We start from the raw sequence: 22885 nt of genomic DNA on the forward strand, positions 1-22885 counted from the left end.
TCTATTTTATAGCTTCTACTATTTTTTGTGCAGCATCATCTAAATTTTCTGCTGAAATTAATTTTAATCCTGAATTATCTAAAATTTCTTTTCCTTCTTTAAAGTTAGTTCCTGCAAGCCTAACTACCAGTGGAACGCTTATGTTTATTTCCTTGGCTGCATCAACAACTCCTTGGGCAAGAACATCACATCTCATTATTCCACCAAAAATATTTATTAGTATGCCTTTAACATTTTTGTCTGAAAGAATTATTTTTAGAGCAGCAGAAACTTTTTCTTTTGAAGCTCCACCACCAACATCTAAAAAATTTGCTGGCTCTTCTCCATATAATTTAATTATATCCATTGTTGCCATTGCTAAGCCTGCACCATTAACCATGCAACCAATACTTCCCTCTAACTTTATATAAGCAAGATCATGTTTGCTTGCTTCTATTTCAGCTGGATCTTCTTCATTTAAATCTCTCAACTCTATAATTTCAGGATGTCTAAACAGTGCGTTAGAATCAAAATTAACCTTTGCATCTAAGCAGATTATATTTTTTTCTTTAGTTAATATTAGTGGATTAACTTCAACCATATTAGCATCCGTCCCTAAAAACATATTATATACTGATTTAATTATTGCTATTGCTTGTTTTTTAGCATCATCGGTTAAGCTGTAGATTTTAATTATCTTTTCACAATCAGCGTCTGAAATTTCTTTAACAATATCTACTTTTGTTGTTATAATTTTTTCAGGCGTACTATCTGCAACCTCTTCAATATCCATTCCGCCTTGATCACTTGATATAAATACAATTTTTGAACTTGCTCTATCAATTAAGCAGGATAAATAAAATTCTTTATCTATATTAGAAGACGCTTCTACATATAATCTTTTTACTTCTCTTCCTTCAGGACCAGTTTGATGTGTTACAAGTGTTTTTCCCAATAATTCTTTTGCTGAAACACCTAGCTCTTCAATAGTATCTAAAATTTTTACACCTCCTGCTTTACCTCTTCCACCAGCATGGATTTGTGCTTTTAATACAAACTTTTCTGTTTTTAATGATTTTGCTTTTTCAATCAACTCATCAACTGTGAAAGCAAAAATACCTTCAGGAACAACTGCCCCATATTCTTTTAGGATTTTTTTTGCTTGGTGTTCATGAATATTCATGATTTATTTAGGTAGATCTGGGTCTATTGTTGATGCAGCTTCCCATAAAGCTTTCACAGCATCTATCGAGTGCATAAATTCTTTTTTTTCTTTTTCATCCAAGTCTATTTGCTCTATTTTTTCAACACCATCTTTACCAATTATTACTGGTACACCAGCATAAACATCACTAACTCCATATTCTCCATTTAAATGAACTGCACATGGAAGTAATTTTTTTTCATCTTTTAAATATGCTTCTGCCATTTGCACGCCTGAAGCTGCTGGTGCATAAAATGCAGAACCTTTTTCTAAATATTTAACAATCTCAGCTCCTCCATCTCTAGTTCTTTGATTAATTTCCTCTAATCTTTCTGGAGATATTTTTCCTTCTTTAACTAAGTCTAATAATGGTTTACCTGAAACTTTTGTGAATCTTGGTAGGGGAACCATTGTGTCTCCATGACCTCCCATAACCATTGCCTCAATTTCTTTTACCGGAACGTTTAGCTCTAGGGATAAAAATAATTTAAATCTTGAGCTGTCCAAAATTCCTGCCATTCCAACTACTTTATTTGCTGGTAACCCTGAAAATTTTTGAAAGGCCATCACCATAACATCCAACGGATTGGTGATACATATAACAAATGCATTAGGTGCATTTTTTTTAATGCCTTCTGCTACTTGTTTAATAATTTTTAGATTAATACCCAATAAATCATCTCTGCTCATTCCTGGTTTTCTTGGAACTCCTGCAGTGATTATTATTACATCTGAATTTTTTATATCTTTATAATTGTCTGTACCTGAAAATTTTACATTAAAACCATCAACAGAGGAAGATTGAGCTATATCTAGAGCTTTTCCTTTAGCTATACCACTTGCAACATCAAAAAGTACCACCTCATCCGCTACTTCTTTAGTTCCTATTAAGTGAGCAAGAGTGCCCCCAATTTGACCTGCTCCTATTAAAGATATTTTTTTCATTATTTCCTTATTTCATTGTTGGCATGACAAATTCTGCATTAGATCGTATTCCAGAAGGCCATCTTGATGTTACTGTTTTAAGCTTTGTATAAAATTTAATTCCTTCAGCTCCGTGCATTGCACTATCTCCAAATAATGATCTTTTCCATCCACCAAAACTATGGAATGCCATTGGTACAGGTATTGGAACATTAATTCCAACCATACCAACTTGAATTTTACTAGCAAACGTTCTTCCAGCATCACCATCTCTTGTGTAAATGCTTACTCCATTACCATACTCATGATCATTAATTAGTTTTGTTGCTTCTTCAAAAGTTTTAACTCTTATGACTGATAAAACAGGTCCAAATATTTCTTCTTTATAAATTCTCATATCCTTTTTAACATGATCAAATAAACAACCACCTATGAAGAAACCATTTTCATATCCTTGAAGTTTTATATTTCTTCCATCAACAACTAATTTGGCACCTTCTTCAACTCCAAGATCAACATAACTTTTTACTTTTTCTAAATGTTCTTTTGTAACTAGTGGACCCATCTCAGATGTTTTATCCATACCAGGTCCTACCTTTAATGCTTCAGCTTCTTTTGATAAACGGGCAACTAACTCATCACCTATATCACCTACAGCTACTGCTACTGATTGTGCCATACATCTTTCACCTGCTGAACCGTATGCAGCACCCATTAATCCATTTACTGCACCATCAAGGTCACAATCAGGCATTACTACTAAATGATTTTTTGCACCACCTAAAGCTTGAACTCTTTTTTCATTTTTTGCAGAATTTTCATAAATATATTTTGCAATTGGTGTTGAGCCTACAAAGCTTACAGCTTTGACATCTTTGTTTGTTAAAATTGCATCTACAGACTCTTTATCTCCATTAACAACATTAAAAACACCATCTGGTAGTCCTGCTTCTGTTAGCAACTCTGCTAATCTTAGTGGACAAGATGGGTCTTTTTCTGATGGTTTTAAAATAAATGTATTTCCACATGCAATAGCTAAAGGGAACATCCACATAGGTACCATTGCTGGAAAATTAAAAGGTGTAATACCAGCAACAACTCCAAGAGGCTGACGCATAGACCAACTATCAACATTTGTTCCTACATTCTCTGAAAATTCTCCTTTAAGTAAATGTGGAATTCCACATGCAAACTCAACTACTTCTAGTCCTCTTGTTAAAGAACCTTTGGCATCTTCATAAACTTTACCATGTTCTGAAACTATTAATTTTGTAAGTTCATCAGTATTTTTTTCTATTAACTCTTTAAATTTGAACATCACTCTTGCTCTTTGAAGGGGAGGTTTCTGTGACCAAGTTTCAAAAGCTTTTTGTGCAACTTCTACAGCCTGGTCGAGATCTGCTTTATTAGCCAATCTTACCTCTGACTCTTGTTCGCCTGTTGCGGGGTTAAAAATTTTGCTTTTTCTGTCAGATGAGCCTGAAATTAGCTTTCCACCAACAAAATGTTCTAATAAATTCATGAATGGTGTTATTTAAAGGGGTAATTAGCTTGTTGCAAGCATTTTTTTCAATTCAGCTATAGCTTTTGCTGGATTTAATCCCTTAGGACAAGCATTGGTGCAATTCATAATAGTATGACATCTATAAAGTTTAAGTTCATCAGCTACTTTTTTTAATCTCTCTTTTCTTTCATCATCTCTACTATCTACTATCCACCTATAAGCTTGAAGCAAAACTGCAGGACCTAAAAATTTATCCTCATTCCACCAATAGCTTGGGCAAGAAGTAGAGCAACATGCACACATGATACATTCGTATGCACCATCTAATTTTTTTCTATCTTTTTGAGATTGAATAATTTCTGTAGTTTCAACTTTTGTATTTGTTTTCAACCAAGGCTCAATTGATTCATATTGTTTATACAATCCACTTAAGTCCCCAATTAAATCTTTTTTAACTTTTAGATGAGGTAATGGATAAATATTTATATCTCCTTCAATTTCTGAATGAGGTTTTGTACATGCTAAACCATTTTTACCATCCATATTCATTGCACAAGATCCACAAACACCATGTGCACAAGATCTCCGATAAGCCAGTGATGGGTCAATTTCGTTTTTAATCTTATTTAAAATATCTAATACTTTTGAAGGACAGTTATCCATATCAACTTCATAAGTATCCTCTCTTGGATTTTCTCCATTTGAAGGATCCCATCTATAAACATTTACTTTTCTGATATTTTTTGATCCAGTTTTATCTTGATAATAAATACCTTTTTGAACTTCTGAATTTTTAGGTAAATTTATTTGAACCACTAGTAAACTCTTTCTTGTGGTGGAAAGTATTGAACTTCATTTGTTAAAGTTGTTTTGTGAACTGGCCTATAACCGATTTTTGTATCTTTTCCATTGCACCAAGCAATAGTGTGTTGCATAAATTTTTCATCGTCTCTTTTAGGAAAATCTTCTCTAGCATGTGCCCCTCTGCTCTCCTGTCTATTATAAGCAGAGTCTACAGTAGTAATTGCCTGTCTAATCAAATTATCAAATTCAAGTGTTTCAACTAAATCAGTATTAAAAACAAGTGATTTATCTTTAACAGAAATTGACCCCATACCATCATATGTTTTTCTGATTTCAGAAACACCTTCTTTAAGAGTTTTTTCTGTTCTAAAGACTGCACATTTTGACTGCATAGTTTTTTGCATTGCAAGTCTCAATTCAGCTGTACTATTTTCTCCATTAGAGTTTCTAAGTTTATCAAATCTTTCTAAACATTTTTCAGTTTCAGACTCTCCTATATCTTCATGAGGTGTTCCTGGTTTAACTAACTCTGCAGCCCTTTTCGCTGCAGCCCTTCCAAATACCACTAAATCTATCAAAGAATTGGACCCTAATCTATTAGCTCCATGAACTGAAACGCATGCTGCTTCACCAATCGCCATCAGTCCTGGTACAGTTTTTTCTGAACCATTAACTGTTAAGACTTCAGCTTTATAATTTGTAGGGATACCCCCCATATTGTAATGAACAGTTGGAACAACCGGTATTGGATCTTTTGTTACATCAACATTAGCAAACAATCTTGCAGCATCAGAAATTCCTGGAAGTCTTTCAGCAATTACTTTTTTATCTAAGTGACTTAAGTTTAAAAGAACATGGTCTTTATCCTTACCCACGCCTCTTCCTTCATTAATCTCAATAGACATGGATCTACTTACTACATCCCGAGATGCTAAATCTTTTGCATTAGGTGCGTATCTCTCCATAAACCTTTCACCTTTAGAGTTAACAAGATATCCACCTTCTCCTCTAACACCTTCTGAAATCAAGGTACCATGGCCATAAATTCCAGTGGGATGAAATTGAACAAACTCCATATCTTGTAATGGAAGTCCAGCTCTTAAAACCATTGCATTTCCATCACCTGTACATGTATGAGCTGAAGTTGCAGAATAATAAACCTTACCATATCCACCAGTGGCAATTATAGTTGAGTGTGCTCTAAATCTATGAATTGTTCCATCATTTAAATTCCAGGCTATTAACCCTTTACACTCACCATCTTTCATTAATAGATCTAGCGCAAAGTATTCTATAAAAAATTCTGTGTTATGCTTAAGTGCTTGTCCATAAAGTGTGTGAAGAATTGCATGTCCAGTTCTATCAGCTGCTGCACAAGTTCTTTGAACTATTCCATTGCCATAATTTTTTGTCATTCCACCAAAAGGTCTTTGGTAAATTTTTCCATCTTCTGTTCTGCTAAATGGAACTCCATATTTTTCTAATTCAATAACTGCTGCAGGAGCCTCTTTACAAAGATACTCAATACTATCCTGGTCACCTAACCAGTCAGCACCTTTGACTGTGTCATACATATGCCAACGCCAGTCATCTTCACCCATATTTCCTAAAGATGCTGAGATACCTCCTTGTGCAGCAGAAGTATGACTTCTCGTTGGAAAAACTTTCGAAATACATGCTGTCTTTAAGCCAGCCTCACTTAAACCAACTGCCGCTCTTAGACCAGAGCCACCAGCTCCAAGAACTATTACATCGTATTCATGGTCTATTATTTTATATGAGCTCATTAGTTTAAATTAAATATTACAATAATTGTGATTAGTGGCATTATTATAGCAAAAATATTGAGTACTTTGTTTGCGACATTTTTGATTTTTTCGTCTTGAATATAGTCTTCAAATACCTCACTAATACTTAAAGCTGAAAAAAAATAGGCAAAAACTAACAACAAAGAAACTAAAATTTTAGATGGCTGATTTGAAAAAAAATTAACAATATCAACATAATCTTTATTGAAAACTGAAACTAAATTTAAAATAAACCATGTCATCAATGGTATCAACACCACAGAGCTTACTCTCATCAATAGCCATTTTTTAGTCACGTTATTCATGCTAAATAAATTGCTTTCCAATTAAATAAATTAAAATTGTTAAAAAAAATGAACCAATGATCACGATTAATCCTGTTATCTTTGATATTTTTAATTCAAACCCATATCCTAGGTCCATAATTAAATGTCTTATTTCACTTAATATCTGGAAACTAAATGACCATGTTAAACCTAAAATTACGAATTTTCCTAAAATAGAATTTAAAAATACCTTAGTAAACTCATAACTATTTTCACCTAGTAGTAAGGATGCAATCCAAAAACAAATTATGGTTATGGCAGCTATATTTATTATTCCTGTAATTCTATGTGAAATAGATACTAAAGAAGATATGTGCCATCTGTAGATCTGAATATGTGGTGATAAAGGATTATTATTTTCCATTAAAATTATTTTTAATTAAAGTTTCTGCAATTTCAACAGCATTCAATGCCGCTCCTCTAAGCAAATTATCAGAAACAATCCATAGGTTTAATGAATTCTTGTTGGTTTTATCTTCTCTTATTCTTGAAATATAAGTTTCGTCTCTACCTTCTGCCTCAATTGGAGTACTATATCCTCCATCTTCTCTTTTATCATAAACTTTACAGCCCTCTGCTTTACTAAGAGTGTCTCTAACTTTTTCTAAAGAAAATGATTTTTCAAATTGAATATTTACTGACTCCGCATGAGAAACCATAACTGGAACTCTTACACATGTTGCTGTTAATTCTATTTTGTCACCAAGAATTTTTTTAGTTTCATTGGTCATTTTTAATTCTTCTTTAGTGTAACCATCATCTGCAAAAACATCAATGTGAGGAATCACATTAAAAGCAATTTGTTTAGTAAAATTTCTAGGTTTAATTTGTTTATTTTCTAGGGATGATTTAGTTTGTTCTATTAATTCATCCATAGGGTCTTTGCCACCACCTGAAACAGACTGATATGTCGAAACAACTATTCGTACAATATTGAATAAGTCATGTAACGGTTTAAGAGCAATTACTAACTGAGCTGTTGAGCAATTAGGGTTAGCAATTATATTTTTTTTCATATTCTTAATTGCTTCTGGATTTACCTGTGGAACAATTAATGGCACATCAGGATCCATTCTAAAAAAACTAGAATTATCTATAACTATTGAGTGCTTTGCTGCTTTTGAAGCATATTGTTCTGAAATTTTTCCACCTGCTGCAAAGAAAGTAATTTTAATTTTTGAAAAATCAAATGTCTCAAGGTTAAAGACCTCATGTTCTTTGCCACTAAAATTTATTTTTTGACCAGCACTTCTTGGTGAAGCAACTAAAAATAGTTCCTTTATAGGAAGTTTTTTTTTCTCTAGAACTTCGAGAATTTTTCTTCCAACATTACCTGTGGCTCCTACAATTGCTATATTCATGATGTTATTAGGCTTTTATACTAGATGAAGGGTAAATCGCAAACTTTTCCAGGAAAAGTGTTGTCATTTATTTGAATTTTAAAGGTTTGAGATACTTCCCAGTAGGACTTCTGGATCATTGCTATTCCAATAACCATTTGAAAATGAGGTGAATAACAAGCCGATCTTAATTCACCAATTATATTATTTTTCTCATCATATAAATTTTTTGATCCTGTGAGACTAATTTCTTTTATATCAATTTTAATACCCATCAACTTCTTTTGGGCTCCTTTTGATTTAATTTCTTTTAATTTATCTTTTCCTAAAAAATTTATATCACTATCCAAACTAACATATTGATCAAAACCACATTCAAATGGATTGTCACTGTTATCAAAATCATTTCCATAAGATAGTAATGCACTCTCAATTCTTTCTATTAAGTTTGGACACCCAGGTCCTACATTAAATTCTTTTCCAACTTCAAAAAGATAGTCATATAATTTTTGTCCTGACTCTGTATTTTGAACATAAACTTCATACCCACCTTGTTTAGACCATCCTGACCTTGCTATAAGATGCTTTGTCCCTTCAAAATCAAAATATTCAAATCCAAAGAATTTTAGTTCAGTAATTTTTTTTCCAAAAACTTTTTCCATTAATGCAAATGATTTCGGACCCTGTATTGCCATTATATCCACCACTGGTTCTTTAATTTTAACATCGAATTTATTTCCAGATGCTAAACCTTTGGCAAAAAAGATTACATCCGAGTCTGCTATTGATAGCCACCATCTATTTTCATCCAGCTTTAGAACAACTGGATCATTAACTAAATTTCCATTTTCATCTATTATTGGGCAATAATAACATCTCCCAATTTTAGATTTTGATAAATCTCTACATGTCATCAATTGTACTAATTCTGCAGAGTCTTTTCCTGATATTTCTACTTGTCTTTCTGCAGCAACATCCCATACTTGAACGTGCTCTTTTAAATGTTTGTAACTATCCTCTATTGATCCAAATGCAGCAGGTAACAGCATATGATTATAAATTGTGTAAGCTGTAACTCCTTGTTTCTCAATCCTTGAAGTATAAGGAGTACTTCTTAATCTTCTAGATTTTGCTATTGAAAAATTTTTCATTTTTTTAAAAATTCAGAGATCTTTTCTCTCATTTCAAAAGCTTTTTCAAACATAATCATATGTCCACAATCTTTTATTATATGAGTTTTTGAATTAAGAATAAGTTCAGCAAATTTCTTACCTTTTTCAATGTTAACCATCTTATCCAGTTCACCAAAAATAAATAATGTGGGACACTTGATTGATTTTAAAGCCTCAGATCCGTTTTTATAATTATTACAAGCTACAAGATCGGTTGCTAAAACCTCCCTAATATCTTTTGGAGAATTAATAATTTTTTCTACAGGATTACCTCCAATAAACTTTTTAGAGTTTTCATAGCTCCATTTCATCATTAATTTAACTGCTTTATCATCTCCACTCTCAGCAAGATCTATTAAATCTTGATTAACGGGCATTCTATAAGAACCACCAACAAATATTAAATCTTTAACTCTTTTTGGATATCTTGAATAATATTCCAATGCTTCCAAACACCCCTGGGAATGACCTATTATTGTTAATTTAGAGAGATTAAGTTCTTTAAAAACTTTTTCTAACCAATCTGAAATTTCTTCTATCGATTTTAAACAATCACCCTCAGAATTTCCATGACCAGGTAAATCGATTGCCAAAACATTATAATTTTGATTTGATAAATACTGCTCTGTTAAAGACCAAACAATATGTGAGAGACCACTTCCATGAAGTAAAACTATTGTGATTTTTTTTTTATCAATACCCTGACCTGAATCTGATGCAAAGACATTTTTGTTGTCTACCTGAAAGATCAACTTAATTCCTTAACTTTTTTTCTAAGTTCAAATTTTTGAATTTTGCCAGTTGAAGTTTTAGGTAAATCACAAAAAATAACTCTTTTAGGAAGTTTAAATCCTGCCAATGTTTCTCTACAAAAATCTATTATTTCTTTTTCAGTTGTTGGCTTATCTTTAATTAGTTCAACAAAAGCACAAGGTGTTTCTCCCCATTTTTCATCTGGCTTAGCCACTACAGCTGCTAAAGAAACTGAAGGGTGTTTTGCAATTACATTTTCAATTTCTATTGAAGAAATGTTCTCTCCTCCAGAAATAATAATATCTTTAGATCTATCTTGAATCTTTATATATCCATCAGGATGGGTCACAGCTAAATCTCCTGAATGAAACCATCCACCTGCCATTGACTTATCTGTTGCTTCTTTGTCTTTGTAGTAACCTTTCATTACGATATTCCCTCTAATCATAATTTCACCCATAGTCTTTCCATCTTTGGGCACTGGCTTCATTGTTTCTGGATCCATTACAATAGCACCCTCTGTGTTTGGGTACCTTACACCTTGCCTTGCTTTGATTTCATTCTTTTTATCTTTTTTTAAAGAATTCCAATCTTCATTCCATGCACACTGCAACATATGACCATAAGTTTCTGTTAATCCATAAACGTGCATCACTTCAAAGCCAAGATTTTCCATTTTTTCAAAGATGATGCTTGGTGGTGGTGCACCTGCAGTTAAAACATTTACTTTTCTTTTTAGGACTTTTTGATCTTCTTTTGGAGCATTAACAATCATATTTAATACTATTGGGGCTCCACCAAAATGAGTTACTTCATATTTATCAATTAATTCAAATATCTTTTTTACATCGATGTTTCTTAAACAAATCACTCTTGCGTGCAACATTGCTAATGTCCAAGGATAGCACCAACCATTACAATGAAACATTGGCACAACACATAAAAAATTTAGCTTGTTAGGCATATTCCAAGCTGTGGCACTACCTGTTGACATCAAATATGAGCCTCTGTGATGATAAACTACTCCTTTTGGACTTCCAGTAGTTCCAGATGTGTACCCTAATGAAATTGCTTCCCATTCATCTTTTGGTTTTTTCCATTCATAATTTTCATCACCTGTATTTAAAAAACTTTCATACTCAAGTTCTCCTATTTTTTTGAAAGAACTTGTATCTATATCTTGGTCATCAATATCAATAATCGTAATTTTATTTTTAACATTCTTTAAAGCCTTCTCAATTACATCATGAAATTGTCTATCTACAATTAAAACCTTTGCATCACTATGCTGTAAAATATAACTTACTGTATTAGGGTCTAGTCTTGTATTAATTGCATTAATCACTGCTCCTACCATTGGTATTGAATAATGGGCTTCAAAAATTTCTGGTGTATTAAAGGCCATTATAGAAACTGTATCTCCAGTTTTTACACCCAACTTATCTAGTGCGCTAGCAAACTTAACACATCTTTTATAAACCTCTCCCCAGGTATACGACCTACTTTCATAAACTAATGCTTCATAATTTGGATATATATCTTTAGTTCTTTCTAAAAATGTTAAAGGACAAAGAGGAACATAATTAGCTTCATTTTTATCTAAATTTGTATTGTAATGACTCATACTAACTGAATTTAAAATTCATTATATAGTCACTTCCTGATGTAGCAGTTTTAAAATGACTTTCGGCTCTTGGTAAAACTCTTTTAAAATAAAAATTTGCTGTTTGTATTTTATCTTCATAAAAGTCTTTGTTTTGTTCATAATCTTTAAAACTTACTTCTAAAACTTTTATCCACGCATGTGCTATAGACACAAACCCCAATGCTTTTAAATAGTCATTGCATGCTGCACTTGCATCATCTTTTGAATTTTGTACTTTTTCTTTAATCCAAACAGTAAAAGTAGATAAAATTTCTAGGTGTGTTTTTAATTCTTTTATAAAAGGTTTTAATTTTTCATTTTCTGTGCTACAGTCATTTTTGATTAATTCCAAATACTTATCAATTATATCACCATTTTTATTTACCAACTTTCTAAAAACTAAATCTGCTGCTTGAATTGAATTTGTTCCCTCATAAATTGGTGTGATTCTATTATCTCTATATAATTGTTCTATTCCTTGGTCTTTTGTGTACCCGTAACCACCATGAACCTGCATAGCCTCACTTGTTATTTCCATTCCCATATCACTAAACATCGTTTTAACTACTGGTGTCATTAACGACACAAGATCTGATGCCTCCTGCTTTATTTTTTCATCTGGATGATAAAGACTAACTTCTGTTTGTTGAGACAGCCAAAAACATAGGGCTCTTTCACCTTCAATAATAGATTTCATATTAAGCAGAGATTTTCTAATGTCAGCATGCTCAATTATAAAATCTGCTCCATTAGTTGATTTTGTATTATTTGTTTTTCCTTGTTTCCTTTCTTTTGCGTAAATTAAAGAATTTTGATAGGCAATTTCAGAAATTCCTAAACCTTGAATTCCCACAACAATTCTTTCTAAATTCATCATAGTAAACATTGCATTTAACCCTTTATTCTTTAATCCAATCATATAACCAGTTGCATCATCAAAGTTTAATACACATGTAGCAGAACCTTTAATTCCCATTTTGCTTTCTATAGAACCTGTAGAAACTCCATTTCTTGCACCAATAGATCCATCTTCATTTACCACAAACTTGGGTACTAAAAATAAGCTTATTCCTTTTGTTCCTGCTGGAGAGTCAGCTACTCTTGCAATAACTAAATGGATAATATTCTCTGTTAAGTCTTGATCACCTGAAGTAATAAAAATTTTCTGTCCACTTAATTTAAAACTTCCATCAGGTTGCTCAATAGCTTTAGTTTTTAAAAGTCCTAAATCAGTTCCACAAACTGGTTCAGTAAGACACATCGTACCACTCCATTTTCCTTCAACCATTTTTGGAAGATATTTATCTTTTATTTTATCTGTAGCATGATGAGAAATACAATTATATGCACCAATACTTAACTCACTATAAAGTTTAAATGATAAACTTGCAGATGATAACATTTCGTCAAAAAAAGCACTTACAGTTTTTGGCATTCCTTGTCCTCCATATTTTGGATCACAAGAAAGTGAAGTCCAGCCATCTTCTATATATTTAGAATAAGCTTCTTTATAGCCAGGCGGTGTTCTAACCACACCGTTCTCTAGAACCGTCGGGTTTTCATCACCTGATTTTGCTAATGGTAATATTAAGTTTTGATTAATCTTAGCTGCTTCTTCTAAAATATCTTTTACTAATTCTGAATTAACTTCTTTATATTTTTCAAGATCATTATAATTTTTATTATTTCTTAATTTATCAAAAAGAAACATCATGTCTTCTACGGGTGCAGTATAATTTGGCATTCCAGAACTTTAGAATAATTATTTAATTATTGCAATTTTGAAATTATCGCATCACCCATAGCTGATGTTGATACTTCTTTTTTTCCCTCAGAAAGAATATCTTTTGTTCTAAGACCATCATTTAAGACATCTTGCACAGCTTTTTCTAAAGCATCAGCTTCGCTATCTAAATCCAATGAGTATCTTAAGGCCATTGCAAAACTTAAAATTGAGGCTATTGGGTTTGCAATTTCTTTTCCGGCTATATCTGGTGCAGAACCATGAATAGGCTCATACATAGCTCTCATTTCTCCATCTTTATTTTTTGCGCCTAAAGAAGCTGATGGTAATAAACCCAGAGATCCCGTTAACATTGAGGCTTGATCTGAAAGCATATCTCCAAATAAATTGTCAGTAACAATCACATCAAATTGCTTTGGGTTTTTTAATAATTGCATTGCACAATTGTCAGCAAGCATATGACTTAATTCTACATCTTTATATTCTTTGTCGTGTAGCTCTTGGACTTCTTCTTTCCAAAGTTGTCCAGCCTCCATTACATTCGACTTCTCACAAGACGTGACCTTATTTGATCTCTTTCTTGCTAGATCAAAAGCTACTTTTGCTACTCTAACTATTTCGCTAGTTGTATATGAGTGGGTATTAATCCCTTTTCTTTCACCATTTTCTATTGGCTTGATTCCTCTTGGCTCACCAAAATAAATTCCACCTGTTAATTCTCTAACTATCATAATGTCTAATCCAGATACAATTTCTGGTTTTAGGGTTGAGGCATCAACTAATTGCTCAAAACAAATTGCAGGTCTTAAATTTGCAAATAGTTTTAATTCTTTTCTTAATTTCAATAAGGCTCTTTCTGGTTTTTTTGAAAAATCTAAGTTATCCCATTTTGGTCCACCAACTGCACCCAGCATAACAAATTCGCTTTCTAAAGCTTTGTAAAAAACTTCATCCGTAATTGGTGTTCCATGTTTATCATAAGAACAACCACCAGCTAAATCTTGATCAATTTCAAAATCTAGAGATTTATTTGAATTCAACCATAAAATAACTTTTTTAACTTCTTGAATAACTTCAGGTCCAATGCCATCCCCAGGTAGAAGTAAAATTTTTCTTTTTTTAATTTTTATCATTAAATATCCATGGTTTACTATTTTTTAAGTTTTCTTCAAAGGTTGTGATTTTTTCTTTTTTGGCTAATGACAGCGCAATATCATCAAGCCCTTCTAATAAACATTTTTTCTTAAAAGGATCGATGTCAAACTTGATTTCATTATTTCCAAAAATTATCTTTTCTTCATTTAGGTCTATTGAAATTTCTTCTTTTCTTTTTGAATATTCTGATAATTCTTTTATTTTTTCTTCTGGTAAAGTAATTGGTAAAATTCCATTTTTGAAACAATTACTGTAAAAAATATCAGCATAACTAGAGCTTATCACGCATGTAATTCCAAAATCTAAAAGTGCCCATGGTGCATGCTCTCTTGATGAACCACAGCCAAAGTTTTTTCCTGCAATTAATATTTTTGATTGATTGTGAGGTTCTTGATTTAAAATAAAATCTTGTATTTCATTTCCATTATCATCATACCTCATTTCAAAAAATAAGTTTTTTCCTAACCCTGTTCTTTTAATTGTTTTAAGAAATTGTTTTGGAATAATCATATCTGTATCAATATTTACTATTGGTAAATATACTGGGATACTTGTAAGTGAGTTGAATTTTTGCATTTTAGTTTTGATACTTTCTAACGTCATCTAAGTTTCCAGAAATTGCAGCTGCTGCTGCCATTCCAGGACTGACTAAATGTGTTCTTCCACCTCTACCCTGTCTTCCTTCAAAATTTCTATTTGAAGTTGAGGCACATCTTTCTCCTTGTTTTAATTTATCTGCATTCATTGCAAGACACATCGAACAACCAGGCTCTCTCCATTCAAAACCTGAAGCTATAAATATTTTATCTAGGCCTTCCTGCTCTGCCTGCTCTTTAACTAAGCCTGAGCCTGGAACAACCATTGCATGAACATGAGATGCTTTTTTTTTATCTTTTAATATTTTGGCAGCTTCTCTTAAATCTTCAATTCTACCATTCGTACAACTTCCTATAAAAACCTTATCAATCTTAATATCTGTAGCTAATGTATCTGCCTCTAAACCCATGTAATTTAATGACCTTTCTAAAGAGTTCCTTTTGTCTTCATCTTGTTCATTTTTAGGATTTGGAACTTTGCCATCTATAGTGATTACATCTTGTGGAGAAGTTCCCCAGGTAATCATAGGTAAAATGTCTTCTGCTACTAAATCTATTTCTTTATCAAATTTAGCTCCATCATCAGTTTTTAAACTTTCCCAATATTTCATAGCCTTATCCCAATTTTCATTTTTTGGAGACATCGGTTTATCTTTTAAATATTCAAATATTTTTTCATCTGGAGCAATTAATCCTGCTCTTGCTCCTCCCTCAATAGTCATATTACAAATTGTCATTCGTTGCTCTACACTTAATGACGAAATCAGGCTACCAGCATATTCAATAACTGACCCTGTTCCTCCTGCAGTTCCAATGTTTCCTATAATTTGTAAGATTACATCTTTAGAGGTAACGCCAATTGGAAGTTTACCATTAACATTAATTCTAAAATTCTTTGCTTTTTTTTGAACTAATGTTTGTGTTGCTAGGACATGTTCTACTTCGGAAGTACCAATTCCAAATGCCAAAGCACCAAATGCACCATGTGTTGCTGTGTGACTGTCTCCACAAACAATTACTGTTCCAGGTTGTGTAAAACCTTGTTCTGGACCAATGATATGAACAATTCCTTGTCTCTTGTCATTCATTCCTAAATACTGAATTCCAAATTCTTTACAATTACTTTCTAAGGTATCTACTTGAATTTTAGATTCCACATCTGCTATTCCTTTAGATCTATCGGTAGTTGGAACATTATGATCCGCAACTGCAAGCGTTAAACCAGGTTGTCTAACTTTTCTATTAGAGTTTCTTAATCCTTCAAAAGCTTGTGGACTTGTAACTTCATGTACTAAATGTCGATCAACAAATAATAGTGCCGTGCCATCATCTTGCTGATCTACTAAGTGATCGTTCCAAATTTTATCGTAAAGAGTTAAAGGCATTGAAAAAAAAATTATTTTTTTTCTTCTGATTTTTCTGTTTTAGGTTCTACTTGAACTTCTGGTTGTTTTTCAGGTTCTGCTTGAACCTCCACTTGTTTTTCTGCTTCTACTACTACTGGTGCTAAAGTTTCTTCAGTTACCATTTCTGGTTTAACATCAACTTCTATACCGATTTTTTTTCTAATCCTTTCAGCAATTCTAGCTGATTTACCAGTTCTATCTCTTAAGTAATATAATTTTGCTCTTCTAACTTTTCCATGTCTAATAACAGTAATTGAATCAATTACTGTTCCATATAGTGGGAATGTTCTCTCAACACCTTCACCAAATGATATTTTTCTAACTGTAAACGAAGAGTTTAAATCTCTATTTTTTCTAGCAATACACACACCTTCAAAATATTGAATTCTATCTTTTTTACCTTCTGTAATTCTAACACCAACTTTTACTATATCTCCTGGAAAAAAATCTGGAATTTTCTTCTCAGCTAGTATTTTTTTAACGTTATGTTGGTTTATTTCTTCAATTGTTTTCATAGTAGTATTATTAGGTTAGTTTTTCTTATATTTTTCCCACAAATCTGGTCTTCGGTCGCGTGTTATAGCCTCTGATTGTGATAAACGCCAGTCTTTAATTTTGTTGTGATCTCCTGATAATAAGACTTCTGGAACACTTTTTTCCTCCCAAATTTGAGGTTTTGTGTATTGGGGGTACTCCAAAAGCCCGTTCTCAAAACTCTCATCAGTCTTTGAATGTTCATTTCCCAAGACACCTGGAAGCAACCTAAGAACACTATCCAACACAACAAATGCTGCAGTTTCACCTCCAGATAAAATAAAATCTCCTATACTAAGTTCTTCTATATTCCTTGTAGATAATAATCTTTCATCAACACCTTCAAAATGACCACAAATTAAACTAATAGATTTTTCTTTAGATAGTTCTTGTGCCAATTTCTGATCAAGCTTTTTTCCTTTTGGTGATAAATAAAAAATTCTTTCACCTTCTTTTTTATTTTCATCAAGAGATTTTGCTAAGATGTCAGCTTTCAATAACATTCCAGATCCACCTCCAAAAGGAGTATCATCTACTGTTTTGTGTTTATCCTCAGCGGCCTCTCTAATATTTACAACTTTTAAATCCCAAATTTTATTTGTTAAAGCTTTTCCATATAGCCCTTTATTTAAAGGGCCAGGAAAAAAATCAGGATAGAGTGTGAATATTTGAGCTTGCCACATGAATCCAACTATTTAGCTTCTTCCTTTGGAGCTGCTTCTGCTTTAGGAGCTTCTGCTTTAGGAGCTTCTGCTTTAGGAGCTTCTGCTTTAGGAGCTTCTGCTTTAGGAGCTTCTGCTTTAGGAGCTTCTGCTGCTTTAGGAGCTGCTTCTGCTTTAGGAGCTTCTGCTGTTGGAGCTTCTGCTTTAGGAGCTGCTTCTGCTTTAGGAGCTGCTTCGTCTCCTTCTTTTTTTCTTTCTTTTTTAGGTATAGCTTTATTAGGATTGTTAGCGTTTGCAGGCATAGGGATAATATCATTTTCACCTAAAATTCTTGCAACTCTAGCTGTTGGTTGAGCACCTTGACCTAACCAATATTTAATTCTTTCTGCTTCTAGTCCTACTCTTTCTTTTTTATCTTTTGGTAATAGAGGATTAAAGAATCCTACTTTCTCAATAAACCTTCCATCTCTTGCTCGACGACTGTCAGCTATAACTACTTTGTATACTGGTCTTTTCTTTGTTCCACCTCTTGATAGTCTTATTTTTATCATTTTTTTTCCTTTTTTATTTAAGTTGATTTAATAGCTCTGGAGGTATTCCCTTATCAGACATACCCTTCAGGTTTCCTTTTGACATCTTCTTCATCATTTCAGACATCATTTTAAATTGCTTAAGCAATTTATTGATAGTGGCCGCATCTGTTCCAGAGCCATTAGCAATTCGTTTTTTCCTAGAACCATCAATGATTTTAGGATTTCCTCTTTCTTTTTTTGTCATAGATAAAATTATTGCTTCATTTTGAGTAATAACACTTTCATCAATTCCTGAAGCATCCATCTGTGATTTCATTTTAGATACACCTGGCATAAATGACATGATCCCCTCTATGCCCCCCATTTTTTTCATTTGTCTAAGTTGAGTTAAATAATCCTCCATAGAGAATTGTCCTTTTTTTAAATTTTCTTCTGCTTTCTTGATATTCTCTTCACCAAGGTCTTCAGCAGCTTTTTCAACAAGAGAAACTATATCTCCCATACCTAATATTCTATTGGCTATTCTATCTGGATGAAAAGCTTCCAAATTTTCTATTTTTTCTCCTACACCTAAAAATTTAATTGGAACTTGAGATACATACTTCATACTAAGAGCAGCGCCACCTCTGGCATCACCATCAGCTCTAGTTAAAACAATACCTGTCAAATTTACAGTATTCTTAAATTCTTTTGCCACTTCTGCAGCAACCTGTCCTGTTAAAGAATCTGCAACTAAAAATACTTCCGTTGGGTTAATTATACTTTCTATTTGTTTAATCTCACTCATCATCTGAAGGTCTATTTGTGTTCTGCCTGCTGTATCAAATAATATAATCTCTGCACCATTTAGGTTTGCAGCACTAACTGCTCTTCTACAAATATCTGCTGGTAGCTGCCCTTCAATAATAGGTAGTGTTAAAATATCATTTTGCTCTCCTAATGATCTTAGTTGTTCTTGTGCAGCTGGCCTATACACATCAAGACTGACCATCATTATCTTTTTCTTTTTATTTTTTTCTAAATATTTGGCTAATTTCGCTGTTGTTGTAGTTTTACCAGAACCTTGAAGACCTACCAGCATCATTGGAACTGGTGGAACTGCATTTAAATTAATATCTGTGTTGCTTTCACCTAAAAGACTTACTAGTTCATCATAAACAATTTTAACAACCATATCTCCTGGAGAGGTTGATCTAATTATTTCTTGACCCATAACCTTTGGCTTAACTTTTTCTATAAAATCTTTAGTTACATCTAGAGACACATCGGCTTCTAATAAAGCCTGTCTAATACCTCTTAGGCCTTCATCTACTTGATTCTCATCAAGTGAAGCTGCTTTTTTTAAAGAAGAAAAAATTTCTTCGAATTTATTTGTTAAGTTTTCAAACATATTTATTACGCACAGCAGTTTCGCACTAGTGGGCGAATATCGCTGACTAGTGTTGATCTCTTTGTTTCCAAAGACACCACAAATTTAACGTTTTTGTGGAAACAAAGACAACCTATAATAGAGGTTCAAAAAGTCAATAAATAAGTTAAATATCTACTTATGGATATTAAAGCATTTAAAATGGATGGTTTGGGCAATGATTTTGTAATTATCGATCAAAGAAGCCAGAATTTCAATTTAAACAAAGATCAAATAATTAAAGTATGTGATCGTAATTTCATTGGATGTGATCAACTCATTCTAATTAATAAAAATAAAGAAATAGATGCAGATGTAGAATTCTATAATTCAGATGGTAGTGCATCTGGCGCCTGTGGAAATGGTACTAGGTGTGTGGCAGATCTTTTATCAAAAGAAAGTGGTAAAAAGGAAATAACACTCTTAACAGCTTCTGGCTCTCTAAAATCAAAAATTTTAGGAAATAATTTAGTTGAGACTGAAATCGGTATACCAAAAGTTAATTGGCAAGAGATTCCTTTAAATAAGCAACTAGATACACAAGACTTAAAAATTGAAATTGTAGATAGAAATAACACCAAACATATTGGTGGAACAGCCATAAATGTAGGCAATCCACACATAATTTTTTTTGTAGACGATATTGAAGCATTTGACTTACAAACTATTGGTCCAAAAATTGAAAATCATCAACTATTTCCAGAAAAATGTAATGTGACGTTGGCAAAAGTTATGAATAAAAATTTAATAAAAGTAAAAGTGTGGGAAAGAGGAGCCGGACTTACTAAGGCTTGTGGTACAGCAGCTTGTGCAACTGCTGTTGCAGCTAATATTAATAATCTGGTAGAAAAAACTACAGATATAGAATTTGCATTAGGTAATTTAACAATTTCTATTGATGAAAGAAATAGCATTCATATGAAAGGACCCGTGTCTGATATTAAAAATATCGACATTAAATTATAATGGGAATTTTTGATAAATTCAAAATTGGTTTTAAAAAAAGTGCTTCTGCATTTACATCTGGTTTAAGAGATATAATTGTAAAAAAAGAGATAGATGACAAAACATTAGATCAAATTGAGGAATATTTAATTCAATCAGATGTTGGTCTTGTTGCAGCTGAAGAAATTAAAAAAATTATTGGTCAAGAAAAAATTGACCCAAAAAAAGATATTATGAATGAGGTAAATTTAATTCTTAAAAACTATATAATCTCTTTAATGAAACCTTTGGAAAATGAGAATTTTTTTAATAAAAAAGAAAAGCTCAACGCAGTCCTAGTATCAGGAGTTAATGGGGTTGGAAAAACAACAACTATTGGAAAAGTTGGTAAAATTTTAAAATCCAATGGTAACAAAGTTATGTTTTCTGCCTGCGATACGTTTAGAGCAGCTGCTATAGAGCAATTAGAAAGTTGGGCTAATAAAATTGATGTACAAATTACAAAGTCTACTCAAGGGTCAGACCCCGCATCAGTTGCCTACAAGGCAATAGAAGAGGCATTAAAGGGTGATTTTAATCATGTTTTGATCGATACGGCAGGGAGATTACAAAATAAAAAAAATTTAATGGAAGAATACAAAAAAATTGCCCATGTAACTAAAAAAATAGATCCAGATGCTCCTCACGATGTAATCCTTGTGCTTGACGCAACCTCTGGCCAAAATGTTATCAGTCAAGTTGAAGAGTTTGATAAAATTATACCTCTTACTGGTTTGATAATGACAAAATTAGATAGTACTGCAAAAGGAGGAATTTTATTGGCACTCGCTAAAAAATATAAGCTTCCAATAATTGCTCTTGGACTTGGTGAAAAAGAAGATGATTTACAAATTTTTAATGCAGAAAAATTTGCTGAAGCATTTACTCAAATTAATTAATCAGATTATTAGAAATTAAAGGTTTGTAGTAGTTACATTTATAATTTTCTTTAAGATTTGAATGTCCACAATTTTTGGCAATTGATGAAATTATAAAATCAAACTTACCATTTGATGGATATGAATTTAATTTTTTATTAGCAATATCAAATTTAAAATTTTTTTTTATATTTTTAATTGCACTAATCATTACTAAAGTATTGTTATCTTTTAATAGATAGTAGGCAAAGTCTTCTGGGAAAACTGGATAGTCATAACCTACTAAAAGAAATTTTGCCTGGGATGGAAACCATTCATATGAAATTAATGGTGACGAAATTTTTGTTTTATAATTATAAATATATAAGTCTTGAGGAAAATCTGTAACATAATTATAATCCTCACCTCTTGCTAAAATAGCTTTATCTCTAGTTTTAAAAAAGAGAGCAAAACTTTTATTATGAGAGTTCATTTGACCTATATGAAAAAGAGTATTTGCTGAAGATTCTATATTTTCTGCAATTACAGAACTTGAAATAAAGATTAAGTAAAACAACGCTGCAATAAATTTTTTCACTATCCAATTATAGAAATGAAATTTGTAAATTATTTGGTCAGATTGTGTCTTAATTTAAACTTTTCTTTTAACAATATAAACACCACTAAAAACTAATATTGTTCCAATATAATGGTAATATTCGAGCTGTTCATTAAAAAATAAAAAACCATAAATAGCACTATAAACGGTAAAAATGTAAAGTGTAAAACCAGTTATTGATGCACCAAGTTTCTTTTGTGCCATTGTATATAAGGTGAATGCTATAATCCCTGGTGATATAGCTGCAAATAAAACCCACATAAAAAACTCTGAATTAAAGACAGTTCTTACAAAGAAAGTCTCTTCTATCAAATAAAATGGCAGCAAACTGACTACACCAAAAAACGCAATCAAAGTAAATCTGTCAAAAATTTTTAGATTTGTTTTCCAATAAAATAGATAGATAGAATAAAGCGCCCAACCTATTGCAGAAGCTAGCATCCAGAGGTCACCAATTGTAAATTTAAGACCAATTAATAAAGATAAATCACCTTTAATAATAATAGCAAAAACACCTATTAAACATGAAACTAGTCCAATAATCCTAAGAAGATTGATCTTTTCTTTAAAAAATAAACTTGAGATTATGATTATAAATATTGGAGAAGATGAATATATAATTCCCATGTTGGTAACTGTTGTTGTTTGACCGGCTAAAAATGGGAAAGCTCCACAAACACCACAACCCATCGATCCAATGAAAAATATTCTTTTATATTCTTGTTTTACAAACTTAAAATTTTTTTTTAAAGAACTGTAGGTAAATGGAAGTAATATTAAAAAAACTGCAGTCCATCTCCAAAAAGCTAAAGATATTGGAGGAACATACTCAACCCCACCTCTTGCAACGATTAAGTTGCTAGCCATAAAAATTGGTTGAATAAATAATAATAAGAAAGGTAAATAGCTATTTTTAGAATTATTCACT

General features: G+C 32.1%; 23 protein-coding genes. 2 read left to right on the top strand and 21 right to left on the bottom strand.

Annotated elements, in window-relative coordinates:
• Position 1 precedes the first annotated feature (1 nt).
• The 19 genes from sucC to ffh are packed head-to-tail and all read right to left on the bottom strand — an operon-like array spanning position 2 to position 19479.
• Positions 2 to 1162, bottom strand: coding sequence for an ADP-forming succinate--CoA ligase subunit beta (sucC, locus tag AC5YGA_RS06070; protein ID WP_415308231.1), 1161 nt, complete (start codon positions 1160 to 1162; stop codon positions 2 to 4).
• Positions 1163 to 1165: 3 nt separating this feature from the next.
• The gene (gene mdh / locus AC5YGA_RS06075; protein WP_415308232.1) at positions 1166 to 2128 is read right to left on the bottom strand and encodes a malate dehydrogenase; all 963 of its coding nucleotides are present in this window, start codon (positions 2126 to 2128) and stop codon (positions 1166 to 1168) included.
• Positions 2129 to 2135: 7 nt separating this feature from the next.
• Positions 2136 to 3629 carry a CoA-acylating methylmalonate-semialdehyde dehydrogenase gene (locus AC5YGA_RS06080; RefSeq protein ID WP_415308233.1) on the bottom strand — a complete coding sequence of 498 codons (1494 nt, stop codon included), beginning with the start codon at positions 3627 to 3629 and terminating at the stop codon, positions 2136 to 2138.
• A 24-nt stretch (positions 3630 to 3653) separates the two neighbouring features.
• Positions 3654 to 4427 (bottom strand): succinate dehydrogenase iron-sulfur subunit, encoded by a 774-nt coding sequence (locus tag AC5YGA_RS06085; protein ID WP_415308234.1) that lies wholly within the window; start codon positions 4425 to 4427, stop codon positions 3654 to 3656.
• Complete coding sequence (sdhA, locus tag AC5YGA_RS06090) at positions 4427 to 6202, bottom strand: succinate dehydrogenase flavoprotein subunit (RefSeq protein WP_415308235.1); 1776 nt, start codon at positions 6200 to 6202, stop codon at positions 4427 to 4429. Before sdhA ends, AC5YGA_RS06085 begins: the two co-directional genes overlap by 1 nt.
• Entirely contained in the window at positions 6202 to 6528 is a 327-nt protein-coding gene (gene sdhD, locus AC5YGA_RS06095) for a succinate dehydrogenase, hydrophobic membrane anchor protein (protein WP_415308236.1), read from the bottom strand. Before sdhD ends, sdhA begins: the two co-directional genes overlap by 1 nt.
• A gap of 1 nt (position 6529) precedes the next feature.
• A complete protein-coding gene (sdhC, locus tag AC5YGA_RS06100; RefSeq protein WP_415308237.1) occupies positions 6530 to 6913 on the bottom strand; it encodes a succinate dehydrogenase, cytochrome b556 subunit in 384 nt (127 codons plus the stop codon).
• A complete protein-coding gene (locus AC5YGA_RS06105; protein WP_415308238.1) occupies positions 6903 to 7910 on the bottom strand; it encodes an aspartate-semialdehyde dehydrogenase in 1008 nt (335 codons plus the stop codon). Before AC5YGA_RS06105 ends, sdhC begins: the two co-directional genes overlap by 11 nt.
• Positions 7911 to 7930: 20 nt before the next feature.
• On the bottom strand, positions 7931 to 9040 hold the full coding sequence (locus AC5YGA_RS06110; RefSeq protein WP_415308239.1) for a dimethylsulfoniopropionate demethylase: 1110 nt from the start codon (positions 9038 to 9040) through the stop codon (positions 7931 to 7933).
• Positions 9037 to 9813 carry an alpha/beta fold hydrolase gene (locus AC5YGA_RS06115; protein ID WP_415308240.1) on the bottom strand — a complete coding sequence of 259 codons (777 nt, stop codon included), beginning with the start codon at positions 9811 to 9813 and terminating at the stop codon, positions 9037 to 9039. Before AC5YGA_RS06115 ends, AC5YGA_RS06110 begins: the two co-directional genes overlap by 4 nt.
• Complete coding sequence (locus tag AC5YGA_RS06120) at positions 9810 to 11438, bottom strand: long-chain-fatty-acid--CoA ligase (RefSeq protein ID WP_415308241.1); 1629 nt, start codon at positions 11436 to 11438, stop codon at positions 9810 to 9812. Before AC5YGA_RS06120 ends, AC5YGA_RS06115 begins: the two co-directional genes overlap by 4 nt.
• Position 11439: 1 nt before the next feature.
• Positions 11440 to 13203, bottom strand: coding sequence for an acyl-CoA dehydrogenase C-terminal domain-containing protein (locus AC5YGA_RS06125; protein WP_415308242.1), 1764 nt, complete (start codon positions 13201 to 13203; stop codon positions 11440 to 11442).
• Between the two features lie 26 nt (positions 13204 to 13229).
• Positions 13230 to 14336 (bottom strand): 3-isopropylmalate dehydrogenase, encoded by a 1107-nt coding sequence (gene leuB, locus AC5YGA_RS06130; protein ID WP_415278166.1) that lies wholly within the window; start codon positions 14334 to 14336, stop codon positions 13230 to 13232.
• Positions 14323 to 14934 (bottom strand): 3-isopropylmalate dehydratase small subunit, encoded by a 612-nt coding sequence (gene leuD, locus AC5YGA_RS06135; protein ID WP_415309368.1) that lies wholly within the window; start codon positions 14932 to 14934, stop codon positions 14323 to 14325. Before leuD ends, leuB begins: the two co-directional genes overlap by 14 nt.
• Position 14935: 1 nt before the next feature.
• On the bottom strand, positions 14936 to 16339 hold the full coding sequence (leuC, locus tag AC5YGA_RS06140; RefSeq protein WP_415308243.1) for a 3-isopropylmalate dehydratase large subunit: 1404 nt from the start codon (positions 16337 to 16339) through the stop codon (positions 14936 to 14938).
• A gap of 11 nt (positions 16340 to 16350) precedes the next feature.
• The gene (gene rplS / locus AC5YGA_RS06145; RefSeq protein ID WP_415308244.1) at positions 16351 to 16875 is read right to left on the bottom strand and encodes a 50S ribosomal protein L19; all 525 of its coding nucleotides are present in this window, start codon (positions 16873 to 16875) and stop codon (positions 16351 to 16353) included.
• 15 nt (positions 16876 to 16890) lie between these two features.
• Positions 16891 to 17577 (bottom strand): tRNA (guanosine(37)-N1)-methyltransferase TrmD, encoded by a 687-nt coding sequence (trmD, locus tag AC5YGA_RS06150; protein WP_415308245.1) that lies wholly within the window; start codon positions 17575 to 17577, stop codon positions 16891 to 16893.
• 8 nt (positions 17578 to 17585) lie between these two features.
• Complete coding sequence (gene rpsP / locus AC5YGA_RS06155) at positions 17586 to 18107, bottom strand: 30S ribosomal protein S16 (RefSeq protein ID WP_415308246.1); 522 nt, start codon at positions 18105 to 18107, stop codon at positions 17586 to 17588.
• 13 nt (positions 18108 to 18120) lie between these two features.
• Complete coding sequence (gene ffh, locus AC5YGA_RS06160) at positions 18121 to 19479, bottom strand: signal recognition particle protein (protein WP_415308247.1); 1359 nt, start codon at positions 19477 to 19479, stop codon at positions 18121 to 18123.
• Between the two features lie 159 nt (positions 19480 to 19638).
• Here ffh and dapF point away from each other — a divergent pair, with 159 nt between their 5' ends.
• Positions 19639 to 20463 carry a diaminopimelate epimerase gene (gene dapF, locus AC5YGA_RS06165; RefSeq protein WP_415308248.1) on the top strand — a complete coding sequence of 275 codons (825 nt, stop codon included), beginning with the start codon at positions 19639 to 19641 and terminating at the stop codon, positions 20461 to 20463.
• Entirely contained in the window at positions 20463 to 21380 is a 918-nt protein-coding gene (gene ftsY / locus AC5YGA_RS06170) for a signal recognition particle-docking protein FtsY (RefSeq protein WP_415308249.1), read from the top strand. The genes dapF and ftsY overlap by 1 nt, the downstream gene beginning before the upstream one ends.
• Here ftsY and AC5YGA_RS06175 read toward each other — a convergent pair.
• Entirely contained in the window at positions 21373 to 21936 is a 564-nt protein-coding gene (locus AC5YGA_RS06175; RefSeq protein WP_415308250.1) for a hypothetical protein, read from the bottom strand. The genes ftsY and AC5YGA_RS06175 overlap by 8 nt on opposite strands.
• A 54-nt stretch (positions 21937 to 21990) precedes the next feature.
• Positions 21991 to 22884, bottom strand: coding sequence for a DMT family transporter (locus AC5YGA_RS06180; protein WP_415308251.1), 894 nt, complete (start codon positions 22882 to 22884; stop codon positions 21991 to 21993).
• Between the last annotated feature and the right edge of the window lies 1 nt (position 22885).

The sequence above is a fragment of the Candidatus Pelagibacter sp. uisw_091 genome (assembly GCF_059512525.1).

Bases quoted from the DNA above. Each gene is read 5' to 3' on its own strand.
- sucC (WP_415308231.1), bottom strand. From the start codon at position 1,162: ATGAATATTCATGAACACCAAGCAAAAAAAATCCTAAAAGAATATGGG.
- mdh (WP_415308232.1), bottom strand. From the start codon at position 2,128: ATGAAAAAAATATCTTTAATAGGAGCAGGTCAAATTGGGGGCACTCTT.
- AC5YGA_RS06080 (WP_415308233.1), bottom strand. From the start codon at position 3,629: ATGAATTTATTAGAACATTTTGTTGGTGGAAAGCTAATTTCAGGCTCA.
- sdhA (WP_415308235.1), bottom strand. From the start codon at position 6,202: ATGAGCTCATATAAAATAATAGACCATGAATACGATGTAATAGTTCTT.
- sdhD (WP_415308236.1), bottom strand. From the start codon at position 6,528: ATGAATAACGTGACTAAAAAATGGCTATTGATGAGAGTAAGCTCTGTG.
- sdhC (WP_415308237.1), bottom strand. From the start codon at position 6,913: ATGGAAAATAATAATCCTTTATCACCACATATTCAGATCTACAGATGG.
- AC5YGA_RS06105 (WP_415308238.1), bottom strand. From the start codon at position 7,910: ATGAATATAGCAATTGTAGGAGCCACAGGTAATGTTGGAAGAAAAATT.
- AC5YGA_RS06110 (WP_415308239.1), bottom strand. From the start codon at position 9,040: ATGAAAAATTTTTCAATAGCAAAATCTAGAAGATTAAGAAGTACTCCT.
- AC5YGA_RS06120 (WP_415308241.1), bottom strand. From the start codon at position 11,438: ATGAGTCATTACAATACAAATTTAGATAAAAATGAAGCTAATTATGTT.
- AC5YGA_RS06125 (WP_415308242.1), bottom strand. From the start codon at position 13,203: ATGCCAAATTATACTGCACCCGTAGAAGACATGATGTTTCTTTTTGAT.
- leuB (WP_415278166.1), bottom strand. From the start codon at position 14,336: ATGATAAAAATTAAAAAAAGAAAAATTTTACTTCTACCTGGGGATGGC.
- leuD (WP_415309368.1), bottom strand. From the start codon at position 14,934: ATGCAAAAATTCAACTCACTTACAAGTATCCCAGTATATTTACCAATA.
- leuC (WP_415308243.1), bottom strand. From the start codon at position 16,339: ATGCCTTTAACTCTTTACGATAAAATTTGGAACGATCACTTAGTAGAT.
- rplS (WP_415308244.1), bottom strand. From the start codon at position 16,875: ATGAAAACAATTGAAGAAATAAACCAACATAACGTTAAAAAAATACTA.
- trmD (WP_415308245.1), bottom strand. From the start codon at position 17,577: ATGTGGCAAGCTCAAATATTCACACTCTATCCTGATTTTTTTCCTGGC.
- rpsP (WP_415308246.1), bottom strand. From the start codon at position 18,107: ATGATAAAAATAAGACTATCAAGAGGTGGAACAAAGAAAAGACCAGTA.
- ffh (WP_415308247.1), bottom strand. From the start codon at position 19,479: ATGTTTGAAAACTTAACAAATAAATTCGAAGAAATTTTTTCTTCTTTA.
- dapF (WP_415308248.1), top strand. From the start codon at position 19,639: ATGGATATTAAAGCATTTAAAATGGATGGTTTGGGCAATGATTTTGTA.
- ftsY (WP_415308249.1), top strand. From the start codon at position 20,463: ATGGGAATTTTTGATAAATTCAAAATTGGTTTTAAAAAAAGTGCTTCT.